At 57.2% G+C, this 25483-nt stretch carries 22 protein-coding genes; 10 read left to right on the top strand and 12 right to left on the bottom strand.

Annotation, left to right across the window (positions count from 1 at the left end):
* Window positions 1–33: 33 nt before the first annotated feature.
* The 9 genes from dam to pilM all read right to left on the bottom strand — a co-directional run bounded on the left by dam (window position 34) and on the right by pilM (window position 7532).
* On the bottom strand, window positions 34–846 hold the full coding sequence (dam, locus tag CWR52_RS14135) for an adenine-specific DNA-methyltransferase (protein WP_008503033.1): 813 nt from the start codon (window positions 844–846) through the stop codon (window positions 34–36).
* A 67-nt stretch (window positions 847–913) separates the two neighbouring features.
* Window positions 914–2215, bottom strand: a complete 1302-nt coding sequence (gene damX / locus CWR52_RS14130; RefSeq protein ID WP_104949964.1) for a cell division protein DamX — start codon at window positions 2213–2215, stop codon at window positions 914–916.
* Window positions 2216–2307: 92 nt separating this feature from the next.
* Window positions 2308–3396 (bottom strand): 3-dehydroquinate synthase, encoded by a 1089-nt coding sequence (gene aroB / locus CWR52_RS14125; protein WP_023326225.1) that lies wholly within the window; start codon window positions 3394–3396, stop codon window positions 2308–2310.
* A gap of 57 nt (window positions 3397–3453) precedes the next feature.
* Window positions 3454–3975, bottom strand: a complete 522-nt coding sequence (gene aroK / locus CWR52_RS14120; protein WP_003861630.1) for a shikimate kinase AroK — start codon at window positions 3973–3975, stop codon at window positions 3454–3456.
* Window positions 3976–4261: 286 nt separating this feature from the next.
* Window positions 4262–5500: a DNA uptake porin HofQ gene (hofQ, locus tag CWR52_RS14110; protein WP_104949962.1), complete on the bottom strand. Its 1239-nt coding sequence runs from the start codon at window positions 5498–5500 to the stop codon at window positions 4262–4264.
* Window positions 5412–5816 (bottom strand): HofP DNA utilization family protein, encoded by a 405-nt coding sequence (locus CWR52_RS14105; RefSeq protein WP_104949961.1) that lies wholly within the window; start codon window positions 5814–5816, stop codon window positions 5412–5414. Before CWR52_RS14105 ends, hofQ begins: the two co-directional genes overlap by 89 nt.
* The gene (locus CWR52_RS14100) at window positions 5806–6261 is read right to left on the bottom strand and encodes a HofO (RefSeq protein ID WP_104949960.1); all 456 of its coding nucleotides are present in this window, start codon (window positions 6259–6261) and stop codon (window positions 5806–5808) included. Before CWR52_RS14100 ends, CWR52_RS14105 begins: the two co-directional genes overlap by 11 nt.
* A gap of 3 nt (window positions 6262–6264) precedes the next feature.
* The gene (locus tag CWR52_RS14095) at window positions 6265–6759 is read right to left on the bottom strand and encodes a PilN domain-containing protein (RefSeq protein WP_104949959.1); all 495 of its coding nucleotides are present in this window, start codon (window positions 6757–6759) and stop codon (window positions 6265–6267) included.
* The gene (gene pilM, locus CWR52_RS14090; RefSeq protein WP_104949958.1) at window positions 6756–7532 is read right to left on the bottom strand and encodes a pilus assembly protein PilM; all 777 of its coding nucleotides are present in this window, start codon (window positions 7530–7532) and stop codon (window positions 6756–6758) included. Before pilM ends, CWR52_RS14095 begins: the two co-directional genes overlap by 4 nt.
* A gap of 120 nt (window positions 7533–7652) precedes the next feature.
* Here pilM and mrcA point away from each other — a divergent pair, with 120 nt between their 5' ends.
* Window positions 7653–10205 carry a peptidoglycan glycosyltransferase/peptidoglycan DD-transpeptidase MrcA gene (gene mrcA, locus CWR52_RS14085; RefSeq protein ID WP_104949957.1) on the top strand — a complete coding sequence of 851 codons (2553 nt, stop codon included), beginning with the start codon at window positions 7653–7655 and terminating at the stop codon, window positions 10203–10205.
* A gap of 80 nt (window positions 10206–10285) precedes the next feature.
* Here the strand turns inward: mrcA and nudE are convergent, their stop codons facing one another.
* Window positions 10286–10846: an ADP compounds hydrolase NudE gene (gene nudE, locus CWR52_RS14080; protein ID WP_008503041.1), complete on the bottom strand. Its 561-nt coding sequence runs from the start codon at window positions 10844–10846 to the stop codon at window positions 10286–10288.
* A gap of 324 nt (window positions 10847–11170) precedes the next feature.
* Here nudE and CWR52_RS14070 point away from each other — a divergent pair, with 324 nt between their 5' ends.
* The 5 genes from CWR52_RS14070 to pckA all read left to right on the top strand — a co-directional run bounded on the left by CWR52_RS14070 (window position 11171) and on the right by pckA (window position 17337).
* Window positions 11171–13306, top strand: coding sequence for an intracellular growth attenuator family protein (locus tag CWR52_RS14070; RefSeq protein WP_104949956.1), 2136 nt, complete (start codon window positions 11171–11173; stop codon window positions 13304–13306).
* Between the two features lie 66 nt (window positions 13307–13372).
* Window positions 13373–14056: a GMP/IMP nucleotidase gene (gene yrfG, locus CWR52_RS14065; protein ID WP_048027692.1), complete on the top strand. Its 684-nt coding sequence runs from the start codon at window positions 13373–13375 to the stop codon at window positions 14054–14056.
* On the top strand, window positions 14053–14454 hold the full coding sequence (gene hslR, locus CWR52_RS14060; RefSeq protein ID WP_104949955.1) for a ribosome-associated heat shock protein Hsp15: 402 nt from the start codon (window positions 14053–14055) through the stop codon (window positions 14452–14454). The genes yrfG and hslR overlap by 4 nt, the downstream gene beginning before the upstream one ends.
* Before the next feature lie 18 nt (window positions 14455–14472).
* Window positions 14473–15357 (top strand): Hsp33 family molecular chaperone HslO, encoded by an 885-nt coding sequence (gene hslO / locus CWR52_RS14055; protein ID WP_161495995.1) that lies wholly within the window; start codon window positions 14473–14475, stop codon window positions 15355–15357.
* Between the two features lie 360 nt (window positions 15358–15717).
* The gene (gene pckA, locus CWR52_RS14050) at window positions 15718–17337 is read left to right on the top strand and encodes a phosphoenolpyruvate carboxykinase (ATP) (RefSeq protein WP_104949954.1); all 1620 of its coding nucleotides are present in this window, start codon (window positions 15718–15720) and stop codon (window positions 17335–17337) included.
* Between the two features lie 66 nt (window positions 17338–17403).
* Here pckA and envZ read toward each other — a convergent pair whose 3' ends face one another.
* Both envZ and ompR read right to left on the bottom strand, forming a co-directional pair.
* Window positions 17404–18750, bottom strand: coding sequence for a two-component system sensor histidine kinase EnvZ (envZ, locus tag CWR52_RS14045; RefSeq protein WP_008503047.1), 1347 nt, complete (start codon window positions 18748–18750; stop codon window positions 17404–17406).
* Entirely contained in the window at window positions 18747–19466 is a 720-nt protein-coding gene (gene ompR, locus CWR52_RS14040; RefSeq protein ID WP_001157751.1) for a two-component system response regulator OmpR, read from the bottom strand. Before ompR ends, envZ begins: the two co-directional genes overlap by 4 nt.
* 228 nt (window positions 19467–19694) lie before the next feature.
* On the opposite strand from ompR, the gene greB reads away from it, so the two are divergent.
* From greB to feoB, 4 genes are all read left to right on the top strand, one after another.
* A complete protein-coding gene (gene greB, locus CWR52_RS14035) occupies window positions 19695–20168 on the top strand; it encodes a transcription elongation factor GreB (RefSeq protein ID WP_008503048.1) in 474 nt (157 codons plus the stop codon).
* Window positions 20169–20256: 88 nt separating this feature from the next.
* Window positions 20257–22587 (top strand): Tex family protein, encoded by a 2331-nt coding sequence (locus tag CWR52_RS14030; protein ID WP_025910299.1) that lies wholly within the window; start codon window positions 20257–20259, stop codon window positions 22585–22587.
* Window positions 22588–22905: 318 nt separating this feature from the next.
* Window positions 22906–23133: a ferrous iron transporter A gene (gene feoA, locus CWR52_RS14025; protein WP_008503050.1), complete on the top strand. Its 228-nt coding sequence runs from the start codon at window positions 22906–22908 to the stop codon at window positions 23131–23133.
* A 30-nt stretch (window positions 23134–23163) separates the two neighbouring features.
* Window positions 23164–25482: a Fe(2+) transporter permease subunit FeoB gene (gene feoB / locus CWR52_RS14020; RefSeq protein WP_104949953.1), complete on the top strand. Its 2319-nt coding sequence runs from the start codon at window positions 23164–23166 to the stop codon at window positions 25480–25482.
* Window position 25483 lies beyond the last annotated feature (1 nt).

Genomic DNA, 25483 nt, shown 5'->3' with positions numbered 1-25483 from the left:
CCTTGAAATGTGTTTACCGGCGGGCAAAACGGCTCAGGGGCGATAAAGAGCCAGGAGTTCGTCCACCTTTTTACGTGTGCCGCCGTTGCTGCTAATGCTACGCCGCACCTTAACCTGAAAATGCTTCGCGGCTTTGTACCATTCGCGCGTATCAGGCGTGTCGTGATTCGAAATTAACACCGGAATTCTTTTGCTGACCAGCTTTTCCGCCATCTCCGCCAGGCGCGCCTGCTCGGCAGGGCTGAAGCTGTTAGTGTGATAGGCGGTGAAGTTCGCCGTCGCAGACAGCGGCGCGTATGGCGGGTCACAGTAAACCACCGAATTTACGCCAGCCAGCTCCATACACTCTTCATAGGAGAGGCAATGGAACTCCGCGTTCTGTGCTTTTTCGGCAAAGTGATACAGCTCGTCCTGTGGGAAATACGGGCGCTTATAGCGGCCAAACGGCACGTTAAATTCCCCTCGAAGATTATACCGGCACAGGCCGTTGTAACCATGCCGGTTGAGATAGAGGAACAGCAGGGCTCTGCGGAACGGATCCTGGCTCTGGTTAAACTCCGCGCGGAACTGGTAGTAAACGTCCGGGTTGTTGTTCTCGGGCGTAAACAGTTTGCGCGCCTCGGCGACATACTCATCGGTACGCAGCTTAACGATGTTATAGAGGCTGATAAGGTCGCTGTTGATATCCGCCAGGATATAACGAGAAAAATCGGTGTTGAGGAACACCGATCCCGCACCCACGAAAGGTTCGATAAGGCACTCGCCTTCAGGCAGGTGCTTTTTAATATCATCGAGCAGGGGGTATTTCCCCCCTGCCCATTTCAGAAAAGCGCGATTTTTTTTCATGCTGACTAACTGATTACACCTTCTCCGGCTGTGGAGAAAGCTCCGACAGCATCCTGCGCTTTAAACATTACTTCAGATCGGCCTGAACCTGATGAATCGGCTTCGCCCATGGGTTCTTCGCCTGAACATCAGCTGGCAGCGCCGCTACGGCACGTTTTGCTTCATCTTTGGACGAATAAACACCGCTCACCAGCACGTACCAGGGCTGACCGTTACGGGTCGTCTGATAAACAACGTAGTTTTTCAGATTTGATTTCTTCGCCCAACTGTTGAGGTTGTCATAGTTAGACGAACTGCTCAGCTGCAGCGTGTAGTTGCTGGATGGCGCAGATTTCAGCGATCCAACGTTGCCTGCCGTTTTACCTGCCGCGCTGCTGGAGGCTGTTGCCGTCGCTGCTGGCGCCGCTGTGGCAGCCGGTGCCGTGGTGGTCGCCGTGGCTTTCGGCGCAGTCTGCGTGACGGGCGCTTTAGCAGGCTCGCTCACGGCAGCCGTTTCAGTGTGTTTCGGCTGGGCCGGTACGGCTTTCACTTCAGGCGCTTTTACCACTGCCTGAGGTTTGGTTTCACGCTTAGGCTCAATCACTGCCTGCTTACGCTCAGGACGTGTTGTAGTCTGCGTCTGGTGCGGTTTGGTTTCCGTCGCGGCCGTTTGCGGCTGAGCGTTACCGCCGCGAATCGGGGCAACGGTTGCAGGTTCAGTTGGCAGCGTAGAGTTAACCACGACGTTATCCACCTGCTGCTGGTTCTGCGGCTGCGTCAGCGCATTGTTCAGGTCTCCCTGAACTTCCACACGCTGCTGACCTTCAGGCGCAACAGGTGCCTGACCCTGAGCTGGGGTTGAAGAAACGGGCGGCAGAGAAACATCCTGCGGCGCTGTGGTGTTACCGGCGGTCTGCTCTGCGGAAGTAGCACCCGGCGCTAGCTGTGCGCCATTCGCCTGATTGGACGCATCGTTACCGGAAAGGTTAATGCTCTTCTCAGCGGAAGCCGTTTGCTCGGTTGAGTTTGTTGACGGTGCTTTAAGCGCGGAGCCAATGCCGACAATCAGCAGCACAAGTACCAGAACGCCAAGGCCCATCATAATGTACTGGCGGGAAGCCGGTTTTGGCGCAGCGGCTTTTTTACGTTTACGCGGGCGACGCTCTACAGGCTGTTCGTCCATTGAATCTTCTTCGGACTCATAATCCTCTTCTGCTCGCTCTTCGTGCGCGTTGCGGCTGCGCGAAGGGCGACGATCGTCTGCATCCAGATCAACATCGTCAAAGTTGATCTGCGGCTCGTTATCACGTTCTGAAGATTGACGAGAACGACCAGTACGACGATCGCTGGGATCGGGTTTCAGCTCGTCTTCTGGTTTGAATTCATCCATTTAACACCCCACTCAAAGGCTTATGCCAACGACTTTGCATTTCACCTGAAGCTAAACGACCACCTGCGACAGTGGCCTGACCTTTCTAGTTGTTACGCCTGCTGACAGTCAGCGATAGCGCCAAGAACGACATCATGCGGCACTCCGCCGCGCACTTCACTCTTCCCTATTGCAAGCGGGAGTACAAGACGCATCTCACCTGCCAATACTTTTTTATCGCGCATCATGTGGGGTAAATACGCTTGCGCCGACATCTCCTGCGGCCCGTTCACCGGCAAACCTGCACGCTCAAGCAGCGCAATGATACGTGCCGTCTCTTCCGGTTTGAACTGCCCAAGGCGTTCAGAGGTGCGGGCAGCCATCACCATGCCGGCCGCGACGGCTTCACCGTGCAGCCAGTTGCCGTAACCCATTTCGGCTTCAATCGCGTGACCAAACGTATGCCCAAGATTCAGTAAAGCACGTAAGCCCGTTTCACGCTCGTCTGCGGCAACAACTTCTGCTTTCAGCTCACAGCAACGACGAATGCAGTATGCCAGTTTTGCCTCATCGAGGCCCAGCAGCGCATCCATATTCTCTTCAAGCCAGCTAAAGAACTCGCCGTCCAGAATAATGCCGTATTTGATCACTTCCGCCAGACCCGAAGCCAGCTCGCGCTTGGGCAGGGTTTTCAGACAGTCGAGATCCACCACCACCGATGCGGGCTGATAGAACGCGCCAATCATGTTTTTGCCGAGCGGATGGTTCACTGCCGTTTTGCCACCCACAGAGGAGTCGACCTGGGACAGCAGCGTGGTAGGGATTTGAATAAAGCGGACACCACGCTGATAGCTTGCGGCCGCAAAGCCGGTCAGATCGCCCACAACACCGCCGCCCAGGGCAAGCAGTGTTGTATCGCGACCATGCGGTTTTTGCAGCAATGCGGTAAAGACGGTATCCAGTACCGTCAGGCTTTTATACTGCTCGCCATCGGGGAGAATCACACTGTCGACTTTTACGCCCGCCTGCTCAAGCAGGTGGCGCACACGGTCGAGATAAAGCGGAGCCAGCGTCTCATTGGTGACCAGCATCGCCTGATCACCCGCTTTCAGTGGTAAAAAGGAAGCTGGGTCGTTAAACAAACCAGCCGCGATGGTGATAGGGTAACTACGTTCCCCGAGAGTAACTGTAATCCTCTCCATGACGCGACATCCACCTTTAATGCTTTTACCCGCAGGCGAGTGTATATAAAGCCAGAATCAGTTGCTTTCCAGCATATGAATAATCTGGTTTGCAACCACTTTAGCGCTCTGGTCGTCAGTACGAATGGTCACATCGGCAATCTCTTCATACAGCGGATTGCGTTCATCGGCCAACGCTTCCAGAACTTCGCGTGGTGGCGTTTCAACCTGCAGCAGCGGACGCTTTTTATCGCGCTGCGTACGTGCCAGCTGTTTCTCAATGGTCGTCTCAAGATAGACCACTACGCCACGGGCGGAGAGACGGTTGCGGGTTTCGCGAGATTTCACAGAGCCGCCGCCTGTTGCCAGAACGATGCCCTGTTTTTCCGTGAGTTCGTTGATCACTTTTTCTTCTCGGTCACGGAAACCTTCTTCGCCTTCTACGTCGAAAACCCAGCCCACATCAGCTCCGGTTCGTTTCTCAATCTCTTGATCAGAATCGTAAAATTCCATATTGAGTTGTTGAGCTAACTGACGCCCAATAGTGCTTTTGCCGGCACCCATAGGCCCAACCAGAAAGATATTGCGTTTCTCTGCCATTTTATCGGTACTACTAAGACTATTCGTTAATGGTAATCCCCGCTTCGCAGACACCCGGCGAAGCAGGACATGAACTGAAACCTCATATGCAATAGAGCGAGAGTCAGACTAAAAATTATCTCAATACTCCGGCTTGTTTGGCAACTGATTAAATCACCGCGCCGGGCGCATAAGGTAATAAGACGTAAGTCCAACTCAAATCGGTACTCCTTGTATGCTAATTCATGCCCCACGTCAAACATCTGCAACAAACTGAATGCAAAATCATTGCGGGGATCGTTACCCGTCAGCGAATACCGACCAGACGTGGTGTAATAAACACCACTAATTCACGCCGTTCGTTGTCTTTCCCGTCATGACGAAAAAACGTCCCAATCCAGGGGATGCTTCCCAGACCGGGTACGCTGTCACTGCCGGTTTTGTTCTTCTGGGAAAAAATTCCGCCCAACGCCAGCGTTTCTCCACTTTTTACCTCCACCTGGGTTTCTATCTCCTGCTTGTCGATAGCCAGCGTTTCGCCATCGGCCTGCTGCAGAACCTGCCCCGGCATATTTTCGCTGATGTGTAGTTTCAGGCGCACGCGTCCCCCCGGCAATACCACCGGTGTGACCTCCATTCCGAGTACCGCCTCTTTAAACTCAACGGAGGTGGCGCCGCTTTCCCCGCTTGAGACCTGATACGGAATTTCGCTGCCCTGTTTGATACTGGCCGGTTGCCCGTGCGAGGCCAGCAGCCGCGGGCTGGCGATGATATCGACCTGCTGTTTTTGCTCCAGCGCTGAGAGCTCCAGATCCAGCAGCCGACCATTGATCCTCCCGATATTAAAACCCACGTGGCTGGTGGCGCTGGCGACGGAAAGATCGCTGCCCAGCGTCGTGAGCTGTCCAACCTTGCCCGCGTCGGTAGCGTCGGCGAGATTCCACTTCACCCCCAGCTCACGCAGGCTTTTTTCATTAATGGTCACAATATGCGCCGCCAGTTCCACCTGCTCGACAGGAATATCCATCTGGGCGGCCCAGCGCTGCAGCGAATCCACCGCAGCCTGGTTATCGCGGATCAGCAGGCGGTTGGTACGCGTGTCGACAGACAAACTCCCCTTTGGGCTCAGGAGTTTTTCCGCGGCTTTTTGCAGCTCCCCGGCGTCGGCATAGGAAAAGGGAATGCCCTGAGTGACCAGCGGGGCATCAAGCTGTCGACGCGCCTGTTCCTGCTCTGAACGCTCCCGCTGCTCACGCTGCCAGGCCGCGGTATGCACATAAAAAATGCCGCCTTCCTCGCGCAAGACGAGTCCGGCACTGGTGACAACCGTCCGCAACGCCTGCCGCCAGGGGACGCGCGTCAGGTTAAGCGAAAGCGTGCCGCTGACATCAGGCGATACCACCAGATTACGGTTCTCCTGTGTGACCAGGGCCTGTAACACCTGAACCACAGGAACGTCATCCGCCACCAGCGTGACCGGTTTTGGCTCGGCGGCCCACAGGGGATGGCTGAACGCCAGCAGCCACAGCATTATCCGTAAATTCATTTTTATCCGTTCCTTCTCGTTGCCACGTCCATTTTCCCGGGTCACAGGTGTCACCCACATCAACTGCCAGCTCCGCTGCATTGATGGCTGTTATCCTCCAGCCTGCCGGGAAGCGCTCATGCGTTTTCAGCCGGTACCAGCGCTTTTGCCCATCCTGTAAAATGCCGATAGTCTCCTGCCCTTCCACCATGCCGCGAAAGTGCCACTGCGCCAGCTCGCCAATGGCGCAAGGATCGTCCGGGGGACGAAACGGATCGCGCATACCGGTTAATAGCAGTACCGAGCAAACCAGCATAGATCGCGCGCTATTTCGCATGTTCCAGCTCCAGCTGCAGGCGTAACGCCGAACCTTGTGGCGAAATCGTGAAAGCCGCGATCTGCACATCCTGCTGTGCCAACCGGGAAAAAAGTTCCGGAATGGCCTGCCACTCCGCATCCAGCGCCAGCTCCCCTCCATTTTGCAGCGGCTTCCAGTGAACCAGCGTCGTGTTATCGCCCTGGAAATCGAGGGGGGAGAACGGCGTCAGCACCCGGGCTTTTAAAGCGTCCGGACGAAACGGCACCTTTCTGACGGCAGGCCATAACGCCGCGTTCGTGCTCACATCTTCAATCAGCTGGCGTTGTTGTTCAGCACACTGCTTGTCTACCGGTCTGAGCAACGCCCCCCACGCGACCAGTCCTGCCAGGAAACTCCCCAGGCACCAGCAGAGTATCCGATGCCGTGAACGGCTTTCGCACCAGCGTTCTACCAGGGTATTCACGCGTTACTCCTCGCTTTTGAGATGAAGCGTAAACAGCCAGTGCCCCCGGCTATCCTGCCGAAGCTCGCCCGCCGTCCCGGACGTAAAGCCCGCGAGTTGTCCCAGTCCATCGCGCAGGGCAGAGAGGGCCGGCAGGGTGACGGCATAACCGGTCAATATCAGCGCAGACGGCTGATAGCGCAGCTCTGTCAGCCAGACCTGTGAAGGAATGGCGCTGGAAAGGGATTCCAGCACCGGTTGCCATGCGCGTCGTTGCAGGGCCTGCACGGGCATTTGCGCCTGTGCGGTCAGTCTTTGTCGGGCGACAAGCGCATGCTGCACGGACTGCATTCCCGTCAGATCCGTTTGCAGCGCGCGCAGCCTCAGGAGATGGTTCATCCGCAGACAGAAAAAGACCACGAATAGCAACAGCACTGTGCCGACACACATTGCGCCCCAGAAACGCAGGCATCGCGTACGCCGCTGCTGTCGCCAGGGCAGAAAGTTCAGGATGCTCATTCGGGCACCTCGCTCATGGCCAACGCCAGCGCGACGGTATAGTCAGCGCCGCATTCCGGCAGCGGAGCATGACAGCGCGCCAGGATTTCCCACGGGTCACGTTGGCGATCAAACAGCGCGATGTCATCCGGCTCCAGAGCCAGCAGCGCCGCCAGCGCGGCCACGTTTTCTGCTTCGGTAGTTAAGCGGCGTCCCCACTGGTGGCGCATCGCCCAGAGCCACTGCCGATCGTCCCGCCAGGCGACGCACTGCGCCGGTGCCAGCGCAGGAAGAAGATTCGTCAGTGCGCTGGCATCCGGGGTAATGGTCACCAGCCGCAAACGCAGCGTTTTCGCCAGCGCCAGAAGGGTGTCGACCTCGTTGTTTTGTGCGGCCGTCACGTGAAAGGTATTGCTGAAAGTATCCTGCGCATAATCGAAACAGAGCGTATCGGCAGACATCTCCAGTTCGCGGGCGAGCGCGGCGCCAAGCCATGAAAGCTGCTCGCTGTCGCGCAGCGCAACGGTCGGACGGGGAAGCGACCGCTGCAGGGTGCGTGCTGCCGGGAAAGAGAGGAACACCCGATGAGCGTGCGGCAGCGTTTTTCGCCAGTCGCGTAACGCATCAACCAGCTGTTCTGGCTGACAAATTTTGCCGTCACGAATGATGTCTTTGGCCAGCGGGATTGCCCACCAGCGCCGCAGACGCCAGCCGGACTTCTCCCGGGCCAGCGCCACGATCAGCACCCTATCCTGTTGAATATGAACGCCCGTTTGCCATGTTTTGAAGGCCATGCTTCACGATCTCCTTATCGCCCGTCGCCCTGACGGCTATATCAATGAATCAGGCTTGCCTTTATACTACCGCGCGATTGTTTAGAAACTGCCCAAGTGAAACCAAATGGGAAATCTCCGGTGAAGTTCGTAAAGTATTTATTCATCCTTGCAGTCTGTTGCATTCTGCTGGGAGCAGGCTCGATTTACGGTTTGTACAAATATATTGAGCCACAGCTACCTGATGTCGCCACGCTTCGCGATGTGCGTCTCCAGATCCCGATGCAGGTCTATAGCGCCGATGGCGAGCTCATGGCGCAGTATGGCGAGAAGCGTCGTATTCCGTTGACCTTAAACCAAATCCCCCCGGTGATGGTGAAAGCCTTTATCGCCACGGAGGACAGCCGTTTTTACGAGCACCACGGTGTCGATCCGGTGGGGATTTTCCGTGCCGCGAGCATTGCGCTATTCTCTGGTCACGCCTCTCAGGGGGCGAGCACCATTACGCAGCAGCTGGCACGTAACTTCTTCCTCAGCCCTGAAAAGACGCTGACCCGTAAGATCAAAGAGGTGTTCCTTGCGATCCGTATTGAGCAGCTGCTGAGCAAAGACGAGATCCTTGAGCTGTACCTCAACAAAATCTACCTGGGCTACCGTGCCTATGGCGTGGGGGCGGCCGCGCAGGTGTACTTCGGTAAGCCTGTTGAGCAGCTCACCTTAAGCGAAATGGCCACCATCGCCGGTTTGCCAAAAGCGCCGTCCACGTTTAACCCGCTCTACTCGCTCGACCGCGCCACTGCCCGTCGTAACGTCGTCCTGTCACGTATGCTGAGCGAAGGCTATATCAGCCAGAGCGAGTATGACCAGGCGCGCAACGACGTCATTGACGCTAACTACCACGCCCCGGAGATCGCCTTCTCTGCGCCTTACCTGACCGAAATGGTTCGCCAGGAGATGGTGAATCGCTATGGCGACAAGGCCTATGAAGATGGCTATCGCGTGTACACCACCGTCACCCGTAAAGTGCAGCAGGCGGCGCAGGAAGCGGTACGCAACAACGTGATGGACTACGATATGCGTCACGGCTATCGCGGCCCGTCAAACGTGCTCTGGAAGGTGGGCGAAAGCGCGTGGGACAGCAAAAAAATCACCAGTACGCTGAGAGCGCTGCCTACCTACGGTCCGCTCCTTCCTGCGGTGGTGACGCAGGCCGATCCTCAGGAAGCCGTTGCAACGCTCGCGGACGGTACGTCCGTCTCCCTGCGCATGGACGGTATCCGTTGGGCGCGTCCGTACCGTTCGGATACCCTGCAGGGCGCCACGCCGCGTAAAGTGACCGATGCGGTACAGACCGGGCAGCAAATCTGGGTGCGCAAGGTCGGCGAATCCTGGTGGCTGGCGCAGGTGCCGGACGTCAACTCGGCCCTGGTTTCTATCAATCCGCAGAACGGCGCTGTACTGGCCCTGGTCGGCGGGTTCGATTTCAACCAGAGTAAATTTAACCGCGCCACCCAGGCGCTGCGTCAGGTCGGTTCCAATATCAAACCGTTCCTCTACACGGCCGCGATGGATAAGGGGCTGACTCTCGCCAGCATCCTCAACGACGTGCCGATCTCCCGCTGGGATGCGGGTGCGGGTTCCGACTGGCAGCCGAAGAACTCCCCTGCGGAGTATGCCGGCCCGATTCGCCTTCGTCAGGGTCTGGGACAGTCGAAAAACGTGGTGATGGTGCGTGCCATGCGCGCGATGGGCGTCGACTATGCCGCAGAGTATCTGCAGCGCTTCGGTTTCCCGGCGCAGAACATCGTTCGCACCGAGTCGCTGGCGTTAGGCTCAGCCTCCTTTACGCCGCTTCAGGTCGCGCGCGGATACTCGGTGATGGCCAACGGCGGCTTCCTGATTGACCCGTACTTCATCAGCAAGATCGAGAACGATCAGGGCGGCGTGCTGTTCGAGGCGAAGCCGAAAATTGCCTGCCCTGAATGCGATATTCCGGTCATTTATGGCAATACGCCGAAATCCGAGGTGCTTGAGAATAAGGACATGGAAGACCCTGCCGTGTCGCAGGAGCAGCAGAACGGCGTGGTGCCGCAGCCGCAGCTCGAGCAGGCGAACCAGGCGCTGGTCGCACAGACCGGCGCGCAGGAGTACGCCCCGCATGTGATCAACACGCCGCTGTCGTTCCTGATCAAAAGCGCACTGAACACCAATATCTTCGGTGAGCCAGGCTGGCAGGGTACCGGCTGGCGCGCAGGGCGCGATCTGCAGCGCCATGATATCGGCGGTAAAACCGGGACAACCAACAGCTCGAAAGATGCGTGGTTCTCCGGTTACGGTCCCGGCGTGGTGACCTCGGTCTGGATAGGCTTCGACGATCACCGCCGCGATTTAGGCCGTACCACGGCATCCGGCGCGATTAAAGATCAGATTTCCGGCTACGAAGGCGGCGCCAAAAGCGCGCAGCCGGCCTGGGATGCCTACATGAAATCCGTTCTTGAAGGCGTGCCGGAGCAGCCGCTGACGCCGCCACCGGGCGTGGTGACGGTCAATATTGACCGCAGCACCGGCCAGCTCGCTAACGGCGGTAATAGCCGTGCCGAGTATTTTATCGAAGGTACGCAGCCAACCACACAGGCGGTGCATGAGGTGGGTACAGAGATTATTGATAACGGCGAAACGCACGAGCTGTTCTAAAAATAAAAATGCCCGGTAAAAACCGGGCAAAGCATCGTAGGCCGGGTAAGGCGAAGCCGCCACCCGGCTTTTTTTATGGCCTACAGTCGCCCCTGCCCCTTCAACCACTCCCGTACCAGGAACAGCGCGCTCACGTTGCGCGCCTCATTAAAGTCAGGGTCTTCCAGCAAATCCATCAGATGCGCCAGCGGCCAGCGAACCTGCGGCAGCGGCTCCGGCTCATCCCCTTCCAGCGATTCAGGATAGAGATCTTCCGCCACCACAATATTCATTTTGCTGGAAAAATAGGACGGCGCCATGCTCAGTTTTTTCAGGAATGAAAGCTCATTCGCCCCGAAGCCCACCTCTTCTTTCAGCTCGCGGTTGGCCGCTTCAAAGACGGTTTCACCCGGGTCGATGAGCCCTTTCGAGAACCCAAGCTCGTAAGATTCCGTTCCCACCGCGTATTCGCGGATCAGAATCAGATGATCGTCGACAATCGGCACAATCATCACCGCTTCGCGCGACGAGGGGCGCATACGTTCATAAACGCGACGCACACCGTTGCTGAACTCCAGATCCACACTTTCGACATTAAACAGGCGCGATTTGGCGACAGTTTCAACATTCAGAATGGTGGGTTTTTGTAGTGGTTTGCTCATCTTGATGGGTCTTAGCAGTGAGAACTGGGGTTATTGTGCGATACGCCGCACGGTTTCGGCAATGTCAATTGTTCTTTATTTACATTTATGCAACTTATTTGGGATCAATCCTCAATTCAAAACAAATGTCAAGAGGTTGAAATGTTTCCAGGAATTTGCTGATATCGCGCCATAACAGGCTTTGCTATCATCACCGGTCACTGGGATGCGCTTCAGAATGCTCAAGTTCGACTCCATACTTGCCGATAGCCAACCACAGACACTCATTCAATGTAAAGGTGCTACTGACTACACCTGTAAGAAGATAAGTAAGATGGGGAAAGCATGAGCACCATTTTGATTGTTCTCGCTGCTATGCTGGCCGGCGCATTGGTTGCAGGGTGGTTGTACAGGCGTCGCGTACAGCGACGTTATCGTCTGCCCTTTTTAAATGCATTTGCGGGCGCGACCACGCGTAAACTCACGCAAGAAGAGCGCGATGCAGTTGAAAACTATCTCGAAATCCTGAACCGTTCTCAGCTCACGCCTGGGCCAACGGGAGCCACCACTGCGCCCGTCGCGCTAAAGCTTAATGCGCAAAGTGACACCGTGCTCTGCGTGACGCGTTCCATCACGCGCTACGGCATTACCACTGATGACCCCAACAAATGGCGCTATTACCTGGATTCCGTCGAAGTGCATCTGCCTCCGTCATGGGAGCAATACATTAATGACGAAAACAGCGTTGAGCTGATTCACACCGATTCATTGCCCCTGGTTATCTCGCTTAACGGCCACACGCTGAATGACTATCTTCAGGAAGCCCCGCGTTTTGCGCTGGAACGCGCCAGTTCAACGCAGGCCTCCATTCGTGGCGAAGAGACAGAGCAGATTGAACTGCTGAACATTCGCCAGGAAACCCATGAAGAGTACGCCCTGAGCCGCCCGGACGGCATTCGTGAAGCTCTGCTGATCGTCGCCGCTTTCCTGCTCTTTTTTATCTGCCTGCTGACGCCGGATGTGTTTGTCCCCTGGCTGGCGGGCGGTGCGGTGCTGCTGCTGGCGGGCGGGCTTTGGGGGCTCTTTGCTCCACCGGCCAAAACCTCGTTGCGCGAGATCCACTGCCTGCGCGGGACGCCAAAGCGCTGGGGTCTGTTCGGTGAAAACGATCAGGAACACCTCAACAATATCTCGCTGGGAATTATTGACCTGATCTACCCGCGCCACTGGCAACCGTGGATCGCGCAGGATTTAGGCCAGAAAACCGATATTGATATCTACCTTGACCGCCATGTTGTGCGTCAGGGGCGTTTCTTATCTCTGCATGATGAAGTGAAAAATTTCCCGCTTCAGCACTGGCTTCGCAGCACGGTCATTGCCGGAGGCGCGGCGCTGGTCTTAGTCATGCTGCTGCTCTTTGTGCCGCTGGATATGCCCATCAAATTCACCCTGTCGTGGATCAAAGGGGCGCAAACCATTGAAGCGACCAGCGTCAACAAGCTGGATGAGGCCGGTGTCCGCGTGGGGGACACGCTGCGCCTGAAGGGAACCGGGATGTGTAATATTCACACGCCGGGGGCGTGGAACACGCGCCAGAACTCACCGTTCATGCCGTTCGATTGCTCGCAAATTATCTGGAACGACGCACCGCCGCTGCCGCTGCCGGAATCCGAAGTGGTGAATAAAGCCACGGCCCTTACCCAGACGGTTAACCGCCAGCTGCACCCGAAACCGGACGATGATTCGCGCGTCAGCCCTGCGCTGCGCTCGGCCATTCAAAAATCAGGCATGGTTCTGCTGGATGATTTTGGTGACATCGTTCTGAAAACGCAGGATCTCTGTTCCTCTCAGGATGAGTGCATACGTCTTAAAAATGCCCTGGTCAACCTGGGGAACAGTAAAGACTGGGACTCGCTGGTGAAACGCGCCGAGGCGGGACGACTGGATGGCGTCAACGTGCTGCTGCGTCCGGTGAGCGCTGAATCGCTGGATAACCTGGTCGCCACCTCCACGTCGCCGTTCATGATGCGTGAGACCACCCGAGCGGCTCAGGCGCTGAACAGCCCGGCACCGGGCGGGTTTGTGATTGTCAGCGATGAGGGCAGCGACCTGGTCGATCAGCCTTACCCGCAGGTTGCGCTTTACGACTACCCGGCCCAGGAGCAGTGGAGCCAATTCCAGCGCCTGGCGCAGATGCTGATGCAAACGCCGTTCAGTGCCGAAGGGATCGTCACAAGCCTCTACACCGACGCCAACGGCACTCGCCATATCGGCCTGCACCGGATGCCGGATAGCGCAGGGCTATGGCGTTACATCGGCACCTCTCTGCTGATGACCGCAATGCTGATTGCCATTTTCTGGAACGGCTTTATGGCACTGCGCCGCTACCAGCGCTCGCGCACCCGGCTTGCCGAGATCCAGCAATATTACGAAAACTGCCTTAATCCTAAGCTGATCCCCTCCTCTGAGAGCCTGATCTGATAACGTCGTTGCGCGACAAGATGTGCTACCCTGTCGCGCACGTTTCTTCTGGCTGGAGTTCCCCTTATGCATCTTGATATCGCCTGGCAGGAGGTTGATACCGTTCTGCTGGATATGGACGGCACGCTGCTCGATCTCGCCTTTGATAACTATTTCTGGCAAACGCTGGTTCCAGAAACCTATGGCGAGCAACAGGGGATCTCCCCGGCAGAAGCGCAGGCATTCATTCGTTCGCAATATAGTGCCGTGCAACATACGCTAAACTGGTACTGTCTTGATTACTGGAGCGAGCGCCTCGGTCTGGATATTTGTGCCATGACCACCGCCCAGGGTCCACGCGCCGTGCTGCGCGAGGATACGGTTCCGTTCCTGGACGCGCTGAAAGCAAGCGGCAAGCGCCGCATTCTGCTGACCAACGCGCATCCCCATAACCTGGCCGTGAAGCTGGAGCATACGGGTCTGGCATCACACCTTGATTTATTACTTTCCACCCACACATTTGGTTATCCGAAAGAGGATCAGCGGTTGTGGCATGCGGTGAAGGAAGAGACGGGTTTGCAGCCGGAACGCACGCTGTTCATTGATGACAGCGAACCCATTCTGGATTCCGCGGCTAAGTTTGGCATTCGCTATTGTCTGGGCGTCACCAATCCGGACTCTGGCCTGGCTGAAAAAAGCTATCTGCGCCATCCTGGACTGAACGACTACCGCCAGATGATCCCCTCGCTGACCGTGAAGGAGAGGCCATGAAAGAAAAACCCTCTGACGGGGTAAGACTGGACAAATGGCTGTGGGCGGCGCGTTTTTATAAAACGCGCGCCCTTGCCCGCGAGATGATTGACGGCGGAAAGGTGCATTACAACGGCCAGCGCAGCAAGCCGAGCAAGCTGGTTGAGCTGAATGCCACCTTAACGCTGCGTCAGGGCAACGATGAACGTACGGTAGTGATTAAAGCCATTACCGAACAACGACGGCCCGCCCCGGAAGCCGTCCTGCTTTATGAAGAGACGGTGGAAAGCATTGAAAAGCGCGAGAAGACCGCGCTGGCGCGCAAAATGAATGCGTTGACCATGCCCCACCCGGACCGGCGACCGGATAAAAAAGAGCGCCGCGATCTGATGAAATTTAAACACGGTGAGAGCGAGTAACCCTCACCCGCACGAGAGATGAAAATGGCCCAACACGACCAATTACACCGCTATCTGTTTGAACAATTCGCCGTGCGCGGCGAGCTGGTCACCGTATCCGAAACCTGGAAACAGATTCTGGAAAACCACAACTACCCGCTGCCGGTGAAGACCCTGTTGGGCGAACTGCTGGTTGCCACCAGCCTGCTGACGGCGACGCTGAAATTTGCCGGTGATATCACCGTGCAGCTGCAGGGTGACGGCCCGATGACGCTGGCGGTCATCAACGGCAATAACCAGCAGCAGATGCGCGGCGTGGCGCGCGTTCAGGGCGACGTGCCTGAGAATGCTGACCTCAAAACGCTGGTGGGTAATGGCTACCTGGTGATCACCATCTCCCCAGAGGAAGGTGAGCGCTATCAGGGCGTGGTGGGTCTGGAAGGCGATACCCTCGCAGCCTGCCTGGAAGATTACTTCATGCGTTCTGAACAGTTGCCGACGCGCCTGTTCATCCGTACCGGTGAAGTGGACGGCCAGCCTGCTGCGGGCGGGATGCTGCTGCAGGTTCTGCCTGCGCAGGACGCGCAGACCAATGATTTTGAGCATCTGGCGACGCTGACCGAAACCATCAAAGCGGAAGAACTTTTCAACCTGTCGGCGACCGACGTGCTGTGGCGTCTGTACCACGAAGAAGAAGTGACCGTCTACGACCCGCAGTCCGTGGAGTTTAAGTGCACCTGCTCCCGCGAGCGCTGCGCTGGCGCACTGAAAACCCTGCCGGATGAAGAGATCGACAGCATCATGGCGGAAGACGGCGAAATTGATATGCACTGTGACTACTGCGGTACGCACTATGTGTTCAATTCGATGGATATCGCTGAGATCCGCAATAACGCCTCCCCGGCGGATCCGCAGGTTCACTAAACCTCTCTTCCCCTCACCTTAACCTTCTCCCCAAAAGGGAGAGGGCTGGGCTGAGGGGCAAAAAACACCACCCAAGCTGAATCGTTTTCCCAATGTAACTCTTACGTAATTTTCTTACGTGTATGCGATTACATTCACATTCTTTCCGATAAAATCACCAGACTTTAACCTTTTCGGAACATTTTCCCCAACCAAAAAGCGATTCCTGCGATAATCCGCCTGCGCTGTGACTGGAGTTGCAGCGTTTTCCGTTAGTAAGGGTTTTGTCCAGATGCGTGAATCTATGAGCCCCGTCGCGGTAAACAACCTCAGAAAAACCCTACAATTTCAGGCAGTACATATTGGCTAAGGAGCAGTGATATGCGTGTTACTGGTTTAACCCCGCAAGATCTCAAGGCTTATGGTATTCACGACGTCCAGGAAGTCGTCTACAACCCCGACTACGATACGCTGTATCAGGAAGAGCTCAATCCAGCACTGGAAGGATACGAGCGCGGTGTGTTGACGAATCTTGGTGCTATCGCCGTCGATACCGGTATCTTTACCGGTCGTTCGCCGAAAGATAAGTATATCGTCCGAGACGAAACCACCCGCGATACCCTGTGGTGGGCTGACAAGGGGAAAGGGAAGAACGACAACAAACCGCTCTCTCCGGAAACCTGGCAGCACCTGAAAGGGCTCGTCACCCATCAACTTTCCGGCAAGCGTTTGTTTATTGTCGACGCTTTCTGCGGCGCTAACGCCGACACCCGTCTCTCCGTACGTTTTATCACCGAAGTGGCCTGGCAGGCGCATTTCGTGAAAAACATGTTTATTCGTCCAACCGACGAAGAGCTGCAGGATTTCACCCCTGATTTCATCGTGATGAACGGCGCGAAATGCACCAACCCACAGTGGAAAGAGCAGGGTCTGAACTCCGAAAACTTTGTTGCCTTCAACCTGACCGAGCGTATCCAGTTGATCGGCGGTACCTGGTACGGCGGCGAAATGAAGAAAGGGATGTTCTCGGTCATGAACTACCTGCTGCCGCTGCGGGGCATCGCCTCCATGCACTGCTCGGCTAACGTCGGTGAAAAAGGCGACGTGGCGGTCTTCTTCGGCCTTTCCGGCACCGGGAAAACCACCCTGTCTACCGATCCAAAACGTCGTCTGATTGGTGATGACGAACACGGCTGGGATGACGACGGCGTATTCAACTTTGAAGGCGGCTGCTACGCGAAGACCATTCGCCTGTCTGAAGAGGCCGAGCCGGATATCTTCCACGCAATCCGTCGCGATGCGCTGCTGGAAAACGTCACCGTGCGTGCCGACGGCTCCATCGACTTCGACGATGCGTCGAAAACGGAAAACACCCGCGTCTCTTATCCGATCTACCACATCGACAATATCGTGAAGCCGGTGTCAAAAGCGGGTCATGCCACGAAGGTTATTTTCCTGACGGCGGATGCGTTCGGCGTGCTGCCTCCGGTGTCTCGCCTGACGGCCAGCCAGACGCAGTACCACTTCCTCTCGGGCTTCACCGCCAAGCTGGCGGGTACCGAGCGCGGTGTGACGGAGCCAACCCCAACCTTCTCCGCCTGCTTCGGCGCGGCCTTCCTGTCGCTGCACCCGACGCAGTATGCTGAAGTGCTGGTGAAACGCATGCAGGCATCCGGCGCGCAGGCTTACCTGGTGAACACCGGCTGGAACGGTACCGGCAAACGTATCTCTATCAAAGATACCCGCGCGATTATCGACGCCATTCTGGATGGTTCTCTGGACGACGCCGAAACCTTCACGCTGCCGATGTTTGACCTGGCGATCCCAACGTCGCTGCCGGGTGTGGATACGCATATCCTCGACCCGCGCAATACGTACGGTTTGCCGGAGCAGTGGCGCGAGAAAGCGGAATCGCTGGCGAAGCTGTTTATCGAGAACTTCGAGAAGTATACCGATACCCCGGCGGGTGCTGCGCTGGTGAGTGCGGGTCCAAAACTGTAGTCCATGTCGGGTGGCGGCTTCGCCTTACCCGACCTACAAAAAAGGGTGGCTCGTGCCACCCTTTTTTCAACTCTCTTTCACCTGCCCCCGCGTCACCGGTACCGGCAACCAGGCGCGAATGCTCAACCCGCCCCGCTCGCTGGTACCAATCTCCAGCAACCCGTTATGGTTATCCACAATACGCTGCACAATCGCCAGGCCTAAGCCCGTACCGCTGGTGCTGCGCGCGCTGTCGCCGCGCACAAACGGCTGGAACAGATGCTTACGCTGCTCGGGCTTGATGCCCGGACCGTCGTCTTCCACCTGGAACCAGGCGCGGTTGAGTTCAGACCCGCTGCTGACTTTGATCCAGCCGTTGCCGTAGCGCGCCGCGTTAACCACCATGTTGGCCACCGCGCGCTTAATGGAGAGCGGGTGCATGCGTACCTGGATCTCGCCCGCCTGAAGGTCGGTATCAATTTCACGCTCGTAGCCGCTTTCTGCCGCCACCACTTCGCCCAGCACCGCGTTCAGATCCGCCATCTCCATCGGCATCTCCTGACCGGTGCGCAGGTAGTCGATGAACTGCTCGATGATGGCGTTGCACTCTTCGATATCCTTGTTGATGGACTCGGCGAGATAACCGTCCTCTTCTCCCATCATTTCCGTCGCCAGACGGATACGCGTCAGGGGGGTGCGCAGGTCATGGCTCACGCCCGCCATCAGCAGCGTACGGTCATCCGCCAGCTGCTTCACGCCTGCCGCCATATGGTTAAACGCACGCGTCACCGAGCGGACTTCCGAGGCGCCATACTCGCGCAGCGGAGGAGGAATAATGCCTTTACCGACCTGCAGCGCAGCGTGCTCCAGGTCGACCAGCGGTCGGTTCTGTATACGGATAAACAGCCAGGCCCCGCCTATCGCCAGCAGCATAATCGCCAGGGTATAGCGGAACAGCGGCGAGAAATCGCCCTGATGGATTTCGGTCAGCGGGACGCGCACCCAGATGTTGGGTGACAGCCAGGTTTTCAGCCAGACGACGGGCGAGCTTTTGTTGACCTCAACGCGCACTTCCGTCGGGCCACCCAGCTGTTGCGCCATCTGCTGGCTGAGGAATTCATAGTGCTGCGCCCAGCGCAGGCCCGCGTCTTCCGCCGCTTCGTTGGAGTAGAGCGAAATGCCCAGCTCACGGTAGATTTCACGGCGAAACGCCGGGGGAACGACGAGCTGCGTGCCGTCCTCCAGCTGCAGCTTATCGGTCATCAGCATACGGACTTCGTAGGCCAGGACCTTATTAAACTGCTGGAGGCTCGGCAGGATCGCAAAGTTCAGCACCACCAGATAGGTCGTCACCAGGCTGACGAACAGCAGGGTGACGATCAATAACAGGGTGCGGGCAAACGAGCTACGCGGCGAGAAGCGCATTCGCCTCATGCTTTAGAGCCGTCCGGTACGAACACGTAGCCCAGACCCCATACGGTCTGAATATAACGAGGATGCGCCGGATCTTCTTCCACCATGCGGCGCAGGCGGGAGATCTGCACGTCGATAGAGCGTTCCATTGCGGAGTATTCGCGACCGCGCGCCAGGTTCATCAGCTTGTCACGGGAAAGCGGTTCACGCGGGTGGCTGACCAGCGCTTTCAGGACCGCAAACTCGCCGCTGGTGAGCGGCATCGGCTCGTCTTCACGGAACATTTCGCGCGTGCCGAGGTTCAGCTTGAACTTGCCGAAGGCAATAACGGCTTCTTCCTGCGACGGCGCGCCCGGCAGTTCGTTCGCCTGACGACGCAGCACGGCGCGAATGCGCGCCAGCAGTTCACGCGGGTTAAACGGTTTTGGAATATAGTCGTCGGCGCCGATTTCGAGGCCCACGATACGGTCAACTTCTTCGCCCTTCGCCGTCACCATGATGATCGGCATCGGGTTGCTCTGGCTGCGCAGACGGCGGCAGATAGAAAGCCCATCTTCGCCAGGCAGCATCAGGTCGAGAACCATCAGATGGAAAGATTCACGGGTCAGCAGACGGTCCATCTGCTCAGCGTTCGCGACGCTACGAACCTGGAAGCCCTGCTCGGTCAGATAACGTTCCAGCAGCGCACGCAGGCGCATGTCGTCATCCACGACCAGAATTTTGTAGTTTTCTTGCATTGTGTGTACTCCCAAAGGTTCGGATAGTCTTTGTAACAGCGTATTCTAAAAAAGTGCACGTATTCGACCAGTTAATTCTGGTATAAATTCTAGTCGAAATTGTTACAAAGCATATTTAACAGCAGCTTATCTGTTCATTTCATCACATAAATCATTATTAATCCTGTCTGTTACACTGTGTGGTACGTATTGTGCGCAAAACAGAGAACCGGCAGCAAAGGCAGCACCATGAAAACGCCCCTGATCACCCGCGAAGGGTACGAGAAACTCAAAAAAGAGATGGATTTCCTCTGGCGCGAAGAGCGTCCTGAGGTAACCAAAAAGGTGACCTGGGCCGCGAGCCTGGGCGATCGCAGCGAAAACGCTGACTACCAGTACAACAAGAAGCGGCTGCGCGAAATTGACCGCCGGGTACGCTATCTGACGAAATGCCTCGAAAATCTAAAAATTGTCGATTACTCCCCGCAGCAGGAGGGCAAAGTGTTCTTCGGCGCGTGGGTGGAGATTGAAAACGACGACGGTGACACCCTGCGCTTTCGCATTGTCGGCTACGATGAAATTTTTGGTCGTAAGGATTACATCTCCATCGACTCCCCGATGGCCCGCGCGCTGCTGAAAAAGGAAGTGGGCGATCTGGCCGTCGTGCAGACCCCAGCCGGTGAAGCCAGCTGGTACGTTAATGAGATCGTCTACGTAAAATAGTCCGAGAGCGCCCTCCCCGGCTGGCATTTTGCCGTGTCAGCCCGTATAACTATCCCCTGATTTTTTCGACTCAACAGATGATAAAGCCATGATGAAAGATTCGCTCTGCCGCATTATTGCGGGTGAACTTCAGGCCAGAGCCGAACAGGTAGAAGCTGCCGTTCGCCTGCTTGATGAAGGGAACACCGTGCCGTTTATTGCACGCTATCGTAAGGAAGTCACCGGCGGTCTGGATGACACGCAGCTGCGTAACCTGGAAACCCGTCTGGGCTATCTGCGCGAACTGGAAGAACGTCGTCAGGCGATCCTCAAATCCATCGGCGAACAGGGCAAGCTGACCAGCGAACTGGAAAGCGCCATCAATGGCACCCTGAGCAAAACCGAACTCGAAGACCTCTATCTGCCGTACAAGCCGAAGCGCCGCACGCGCGGACAGATTGCCATTGAAGCGGGTCTTGAGCCGCTGGCCGACCTGCTGTGGAACGAACCGTCCCACGATCCGGATACCGAAGCGGCGAAATTCATCGACGCCGACAAAGGCGTAGCGGACACCAAGGCCGCCCTCGACGGCGCGCGCTATATTCTGATGGAGCGCTTCGCCGAAGACGCTGCCCTGCTCGCCAAAGTGCGTGATTACCTGTGGAAGAACGCCCACATCGTCTCTACCGTCGTCGCGGGTAAAGAGGAAGAAGGCGCGAAATTCCGCGACTACTTCGATCACCACGAACCGATTTCCACCACCCCTTCCCACCGCGCGCTGGCAATGTTCCGCGGCCGCAACGAAGGCGTGCTGCAACTCTCCCTGAACGCCGACCCGCAGTTTGACGAGCCGCCGAAAGAGAGCCACTGCGAGCAGATCATCATCGACCATCTCGGTCTGCGCCTGAACAACGCCCCGGCTGATAGCTGGCGTAAAGGCGTGGTGAGCTGGACCTGGCGCATCAAGGTGCTGATGCACCTCGAAACCGAGCTGATGGGCACCGTGCGCGAACGTGCCGAAGATGAAGCGATTAACGTCTTCGCCCGCAACCTGCACGACCTGCTGATGGCCGCCCCTGCTGGCCTGCGCGCGACCATGGGCCTCGATCCGGGTCTGCGTACCGGTGTAAAAGTCGCTGTCGTTGACGGCACCGGCAAGCTGGTCGCCACCGACACCATCTATCCGCACACCGGCCAGGCAGCGAAAGCAGCCGTCGTGGTGGCGGCGCTGTGCGAAAAATACAACGTCGAGCTGGTCGCCATCGGCAACGGTACGGCATCCCGCGAAACCGAGCGTTTCTATCTCGACGTGCAGAAGCAGTTCCCGAAAGTGACGGCACAGAAAGTGATCGTCAGCGAAGCGGGGGCATCCGTCTATTCCGCCTCCGAGCTGGCGGCACAGGAGTTCCCGGACCTGGACGTTTCCCTGCGCGGCGCGGTCTCGATCGCTCGCCGTCTGCAGGATCCGCTGGCGGAACTGGTGAAGATCGATCCGAAATCGATCGGCGTGGGCCAGTATCAGCACGACGTGAGCCAGACTCAGCTGGCGCGCAAGCTGGATGCGGTCGTGGAAGACTGCGTAAACGCCGTTGGCGTTGACCTGAACACCGCCTCCGTTCCTCTGCTGACCCGCGTGGCGGGCTTAACCCGCATGATGGCGCAGAACATCGTCGCCTGGCGCGACGAGAACGGCCAGTTCCAGAACCGTCAGCAGTTGCTGAAGGTAAGCCGTCTGGGGCCAAAAGCGTTTGAGCAGTGCGCGGGCTTCCTGCGCATCAACCACGGCGATAACCCGCTCGATGCCTCCACCGTTCACCCGGAAGCGTATCCGGTGGTGGAACGCATCCTGGCCGCTACTCAGCAGGCGCTGAAAGATCTCATGGGCGACAGCAGCGCCCTGCGCAACCTGAAAGCCGTCGATTTCACCGACGACAAATTTGGTGTGCCAACCGTTACCGACATTATCAAAGAGCTGGAAAAACCGGGCCGCGATCCGCGTCCTGAGTTCAAAACCGCGACCTTTGCTGACGGTATCGAGACCATGAACGACCTGCTGCCGGGCATGGTGCTGGAAGGCGCGGTGACTAACGTCACCAACTTTGGCGCGTTCGTGGATATCGGCGTGCATCAGGATGGCCTGGTCCATATCTCATCCCTTGCCGACAAGTTCGTTGAAGACCCGCACACCGTGGTCAAAGCGGGCGACATCGTGAAGGTCAAAGTGCTGGAAGTGGACCTGCAGCGCAAGCGTATCGCGCTCACAATGCGTCTGGACGAGCAACCGGGTGACACCAACGCGCGCCGCGGCGGCAACGGTGGGGGCCGCGAGCAGCAGCGTCCGGCCGCGAAAGCGGCAAAACCGCGTGGACGTGACGCCCAGCCTGCAGGCAACAGCGCGATGATGGATGCGCTGGCGGCCGCGATGGGTAAAAAACGCTAAGGTCATAAATGCCCGGTGGCGCTGCGCTTACCGGGCCTACGGTTTTGTAAGCCAGGCAAACGCAGTGCCGCCCGGCAAGCAGGCCGCAGGGAATTAAAAAAATAGTGTGTAGCCATATTTAAACCGCGAATTATCACCCCGTTAACAAATACTCCGCTTTTCGTTTTCCCGGCATTTCAGTAAATATTGAGCAAGGTCAAAAAGGCCGTAAATTAATATCGCAAACAACATTCCGTCACAGTTTTAATATTGCTGATAAAAACTATTCTCATTATCATCGCATAGTAGATAATTTAACCTTTCGTGGAATCAGGCGTTATGCAATTCACTCCAGACAGTGCATGGAAGATTACCGGTTTTACCCGCGAAATTAGCCCGGCCTATCGGCAGAAGCTGCTGTCGCTGGGCATGCTGCCCGGCTCGTCATTCCAGGTCGTACGCGTGGCGCCGTTAGGCGATCCGGTTCATATCGAAACCCGACGCGTGAATCTGGTCCTGCGTAAAAAAGACCTCGCATTAATAGAAGTCGAAGCCTTATCCCGATAACAAGCCAGCGGTTTCAGTGAGTCTAAAAAAATGAAAAAGTTAACTATTGGCTTAATTGGCAATCCTAATTCCGGCAAGACCACGCTTTTTAACCAGCTCACCGGGGCTCGCCAGCGCGTGGGCAACTGGGCGGGCGTGACGGTTGAACGTAAAGAGGGCCAGTTCACGACGACAGACAACCAGGTGACGCTGGTTGACCTTCCCGGCACCTACTCCTTAACCACCATTTCGTCGCAAACTTCGCTCGATGAGCAAATCGCCTGTCACTACATTCTTGGCGGCGACGCGGATCTGCTGATCAACGTGGTCGACGCCTCAAACCTCGAGCGTAACCTTTATCTGACGCTGCAGTTGCTGGAGCTGGGTATCCCCTGCATCGTGGCGCTCAACATGCTCGATATCGCAGAGAAACAAAAGCTGCGCATCGACGTCGATGCCCTTTCCGCGCGCCTGGGGTGCCCGGTCGTTCCGCTGGTCTCGACGCGCGCGCGCGGTATTGATGCGCTGAAGCTGGCCATTGAACGTCACGCGGGAAATCGCGACGTTGAGCTGGTGCATTACGCGCAGCCTCTCCTGCGTGAAGCCAACGTGCTGGCGCAGGAGATGGATAACAGCATGCCGGCGAAACAGCGCCTGTGGCTTGGACTGCAGATGCTGGAAGGGGATATCTACAGTCGCGCTTATGCCGGTCATGCGGCCGATAAGCTGGACGTGACGGTGGCCCGGCTTAGCGACGAGCTGGACGACCCGGCGCTGCACATCGCCGATGCGCGTTACCAGGCTATCGCCTCGATTTGCGACGTGGTCAGTAACGCGCTGACGGCGGAACCCAGCCGCTTTACGGCGGCGGTGGATAAGATTGTGCTTAACCGCTTCCTCGGTTTGCCCATCTTCCTGCTGGTGATGTACGTGATGTTCCTGCTCGCCATTAACATCGGTGGCGCACTGCAGCCGATTTTTGACGCCGGTTCCGTCGCGGTCTTCGTGCACGGCATTCAGTGGGTGGGCTACACCCTGCACTTCCCGGAATGGCTCACCATCTTCCTCGCGCAGGGGATCGGCGGCGGTATCAATACCGTTCTGCCGCTGGTGCCGCAGATCGGCATGATGTACCTGTTCCTCTCGTTCCTGGAAGATTCCGGCTACATGGCGCGCGCCGCGTTCGTGATGGATCGTCTGATGCAGGCCCTGGGCCTGCCGGGTAAATCCTTCGTCCCGCTGATTGTCGGCTTCGGCTGTAACGTGCCGTCGGTGATGGGCGCACGCACCCTGGATGCACCGCGTGAACGTCTGATGACCATTATGATGGCGCCGTTTATGTCCTGCGGTGCCCGACTGGCGATCTTTGCGGTCTTTGCGGCAGCCTTCTTTGGTCAGCAGGGCGCGCTGGCGGTCTTCTCGCTGTATGTGCTGGGCATCGTGATGGCGATCCTCACCGGTCTGATGCTGAAGCACACCATCATGCGCGGTGAGGCGTCACCGTTCGTGATGGAGCTGCCGGTGTATCACGTGCCCCATCTGAAAAGCCTGGCGATCCAGACCTGGCAGCGCCTGAAAGGCTTTGTGCTGCGCGCCGGTAAGGTCATTGTCATCGTCAGCATTTTCCTGAGCGCGCTGAACAGCTTCACCCTCAGCGGGCAGGCGGCAGATAACATCAACGACTCTGCCCTCGCTTCCGTCAGTCGCGTCATCACGCCGGTCTTCAAACCGATTGGCGTGCATGAGGATAACTGGCAGGCAACCGTCGGGCTGTTCACCGGTGCGATGGCGAAAGAGGTGGTTGTCGGCACCCTGAACACGCTTTACACCGCCGAGAACATTCAGGAGCAGGAATTTAATCCGGCTGAGTTTCATCTCGGTCATGAGCTGCTGGGTGCCGTAGAGGAAACCTGGCAGAGCCTGAAGGACACCTTCAGCCTGAGCGTGCTGGCGAACCCGATTGAGGCCAGCAAAGGCGACGGCGAAATGGCGACGGGTGCCATGGGCGTGATGGGCGAGAAATTTGGCAGCGCGTCCGCGGCCTACAGCTATCTCATCTTCGTTCTGCTCTATATTCCGTGCATCTCCGTGATGGGGGCGATTGCCCGCGAGTCCAGCCGCGGCTGGATGGGTTTCTCCATCCTGTGGGGGTTAAACATTGCCTACTCGCTGGCGACGCTGTTTTATCAAACCGTTAACTTCAGCCAGCATCCGCGCTACAGCCTGGTCTGCATTCTTGCGGTTGTGCTGTTCAACGTGATCGTTCTCGGTCTGCTGCGGCGGGCACGCAGCCGCGTCGACATCGACCTGCTGGCAAACCGCAAAACCGCCGCAACCTGCTGCGACAGCCCGGCGGGCGACTGTCACTAAG

Origin of the sequence: Enterobacter sp. SGAir0187, from assembly GCF_002952735.2 — a bacterium.
Classification (GTDB): domain Bacteria; phylum Pseudomonadota; class Gammaproteobacteria; order Enterobacterales; family Enterobacteriaceae; genus Enterobacter; species Enterobacter quasiroggenkampii.
The sequence above is the reverse complement of the archived record's forward strand: the minus strand, read 5'-3'. Positions and strand labels throughout refer to the sequence as shown.

Excerpts from the sequence above, each read along its gene's own strand:
- feoA (WP_008503050.1), top strand. The coding sequence starts at position 22,906 with ATGCAATTCACTCCAGACAGTGCATGGAAGATTACCGGTTTTACCCGC.
- aroB (WP_023326225.1), bottom strand. The coding sequence starts at position 3,396 with ATGGAGAGGATTACAGTTACTCTCGGGGAACGTAGTTACCCTATCACC.
- CWR52_RS14070 (WP_104949956.1), top strand. The coding sequence starts at position 11,171 with ATGAGCACCATTTTGATTGTTCTCGCTGCTATGCTGGCCGGCGCATTG.
- envZ (WP_008503047.1), bottom strand. The coding sequence starts at position 18,750 with ATGAGGCGAATGCGCTTCTCGCCGCGTAGCTCGTTTGCCCGCACCCTG.
- yrfG (WP_048027692.1), top strand. The coding sequence starts at position 13,373 with ATGCATCTTGATATCGCCTGGCAGGAGGTTGATACCGTTCTGCTGGAT.
- damX (WP_104949964.1), bottom strand. The coding sequence starts at position 2,215 with ATGGATGAATTCAAACCAGAAGACGAGCTGAAACCCGATCCCAGCGAT.
- CWR52_RS14105 (WP_104949961.1), bottom strand. The coding sequence starts at position 5,816 with ATGCGAAATAGCGCGCGATCTATGCTGGTTTGCTCGGTACTGCTATTA.
- aroK (WP_003861630.1), bottom strand. The coding sequence starts at position 3,975 with ATGGCAGAGAAACGCAATATCTTTCTGGTTGGGCCTATGGGTGCCGGC.
- greB (WP_008503048.1), top strand. The coding sequence starts at position 19,695 with ATGAAAACGCCCCTGATCACCCGCGAAGGGTACGAGAAACTCAAAAAA.
- pilM (WP_104949958.1), bottom strand. The coding sequence starts at position 7,532 with ATGGCCTTCAAAACATGGCAAACGGGCGTTCATATTCAACAGGATAGG.
- hslR (WP_104949955.1), top strand. The coding sequence starts at position 14,053 with ATGAAAGAAAAACCCTCTGACGGGGTAAGACTGGACAAATGGCTGTGG.
- pckA (WP_104949954.1), top strand. The coding sequence starts at position 15,718 with ATGCGTGTTACTGGTTTAACCCCGCAAGATCTCAAGGCTTATGGTATT.
- CWR52_RS14095 (WP_104949959.1), bottom strand. The coding sequence starts at position 6,759 with ATGAGCATCCTGAACTTTCTGCCCTGGCGACAGCAGCGGCGTACGCGA.
- dam (WP_008503033.1), bottom strand. The coding sequence starts at position 846 with ATGAAAAAAAATCGCGCTTTTCTGAAATGGGCAGGGGGGAAATACCCC.
- CWR52_RS14030 (WP_025910299.1), top strand. The coding sequence starts at position 20,257 with ATGATGAAAGATTCGCTCTGCCGCATTATTGCGGGTGAACTTCAGGCC.
- ompR (WP_001157751.1), bottom strand. The coding sequence starts at position 19,466 with ATGCAAGAAAACTACAAAATTCTGGTCGTGGATGACGACATGCGCCTG.
- feoB (WP_104949953.1), top strand. The coding sequence starts at position 23,164 with ATGAAAAAGTTAACTATTGGCTTAATTGGCAATCCTAATTCCGGCAAG.
- hslO (WP_161495995.1), top strand. The coding sequence starts at position 14,473 with ATGAAAATGGCCCAACACGACCAATTACACCGCTATCTGTTTGAACAA.
- nudE (WP_008503041.1), bottom strand. The coding sequence starts at position 10,846 with ATGAGCAAACCACTACAAAAACCCACCATTCTGAATGTTGAAACTGTC.
- hofQ (WP_104949962.1), bottom strand. The coding sequence starts at position 5,500 with ATGAATTTACGGATAATGCTGTGGCTGCTGGCGTTCAGCCATCCCCTG.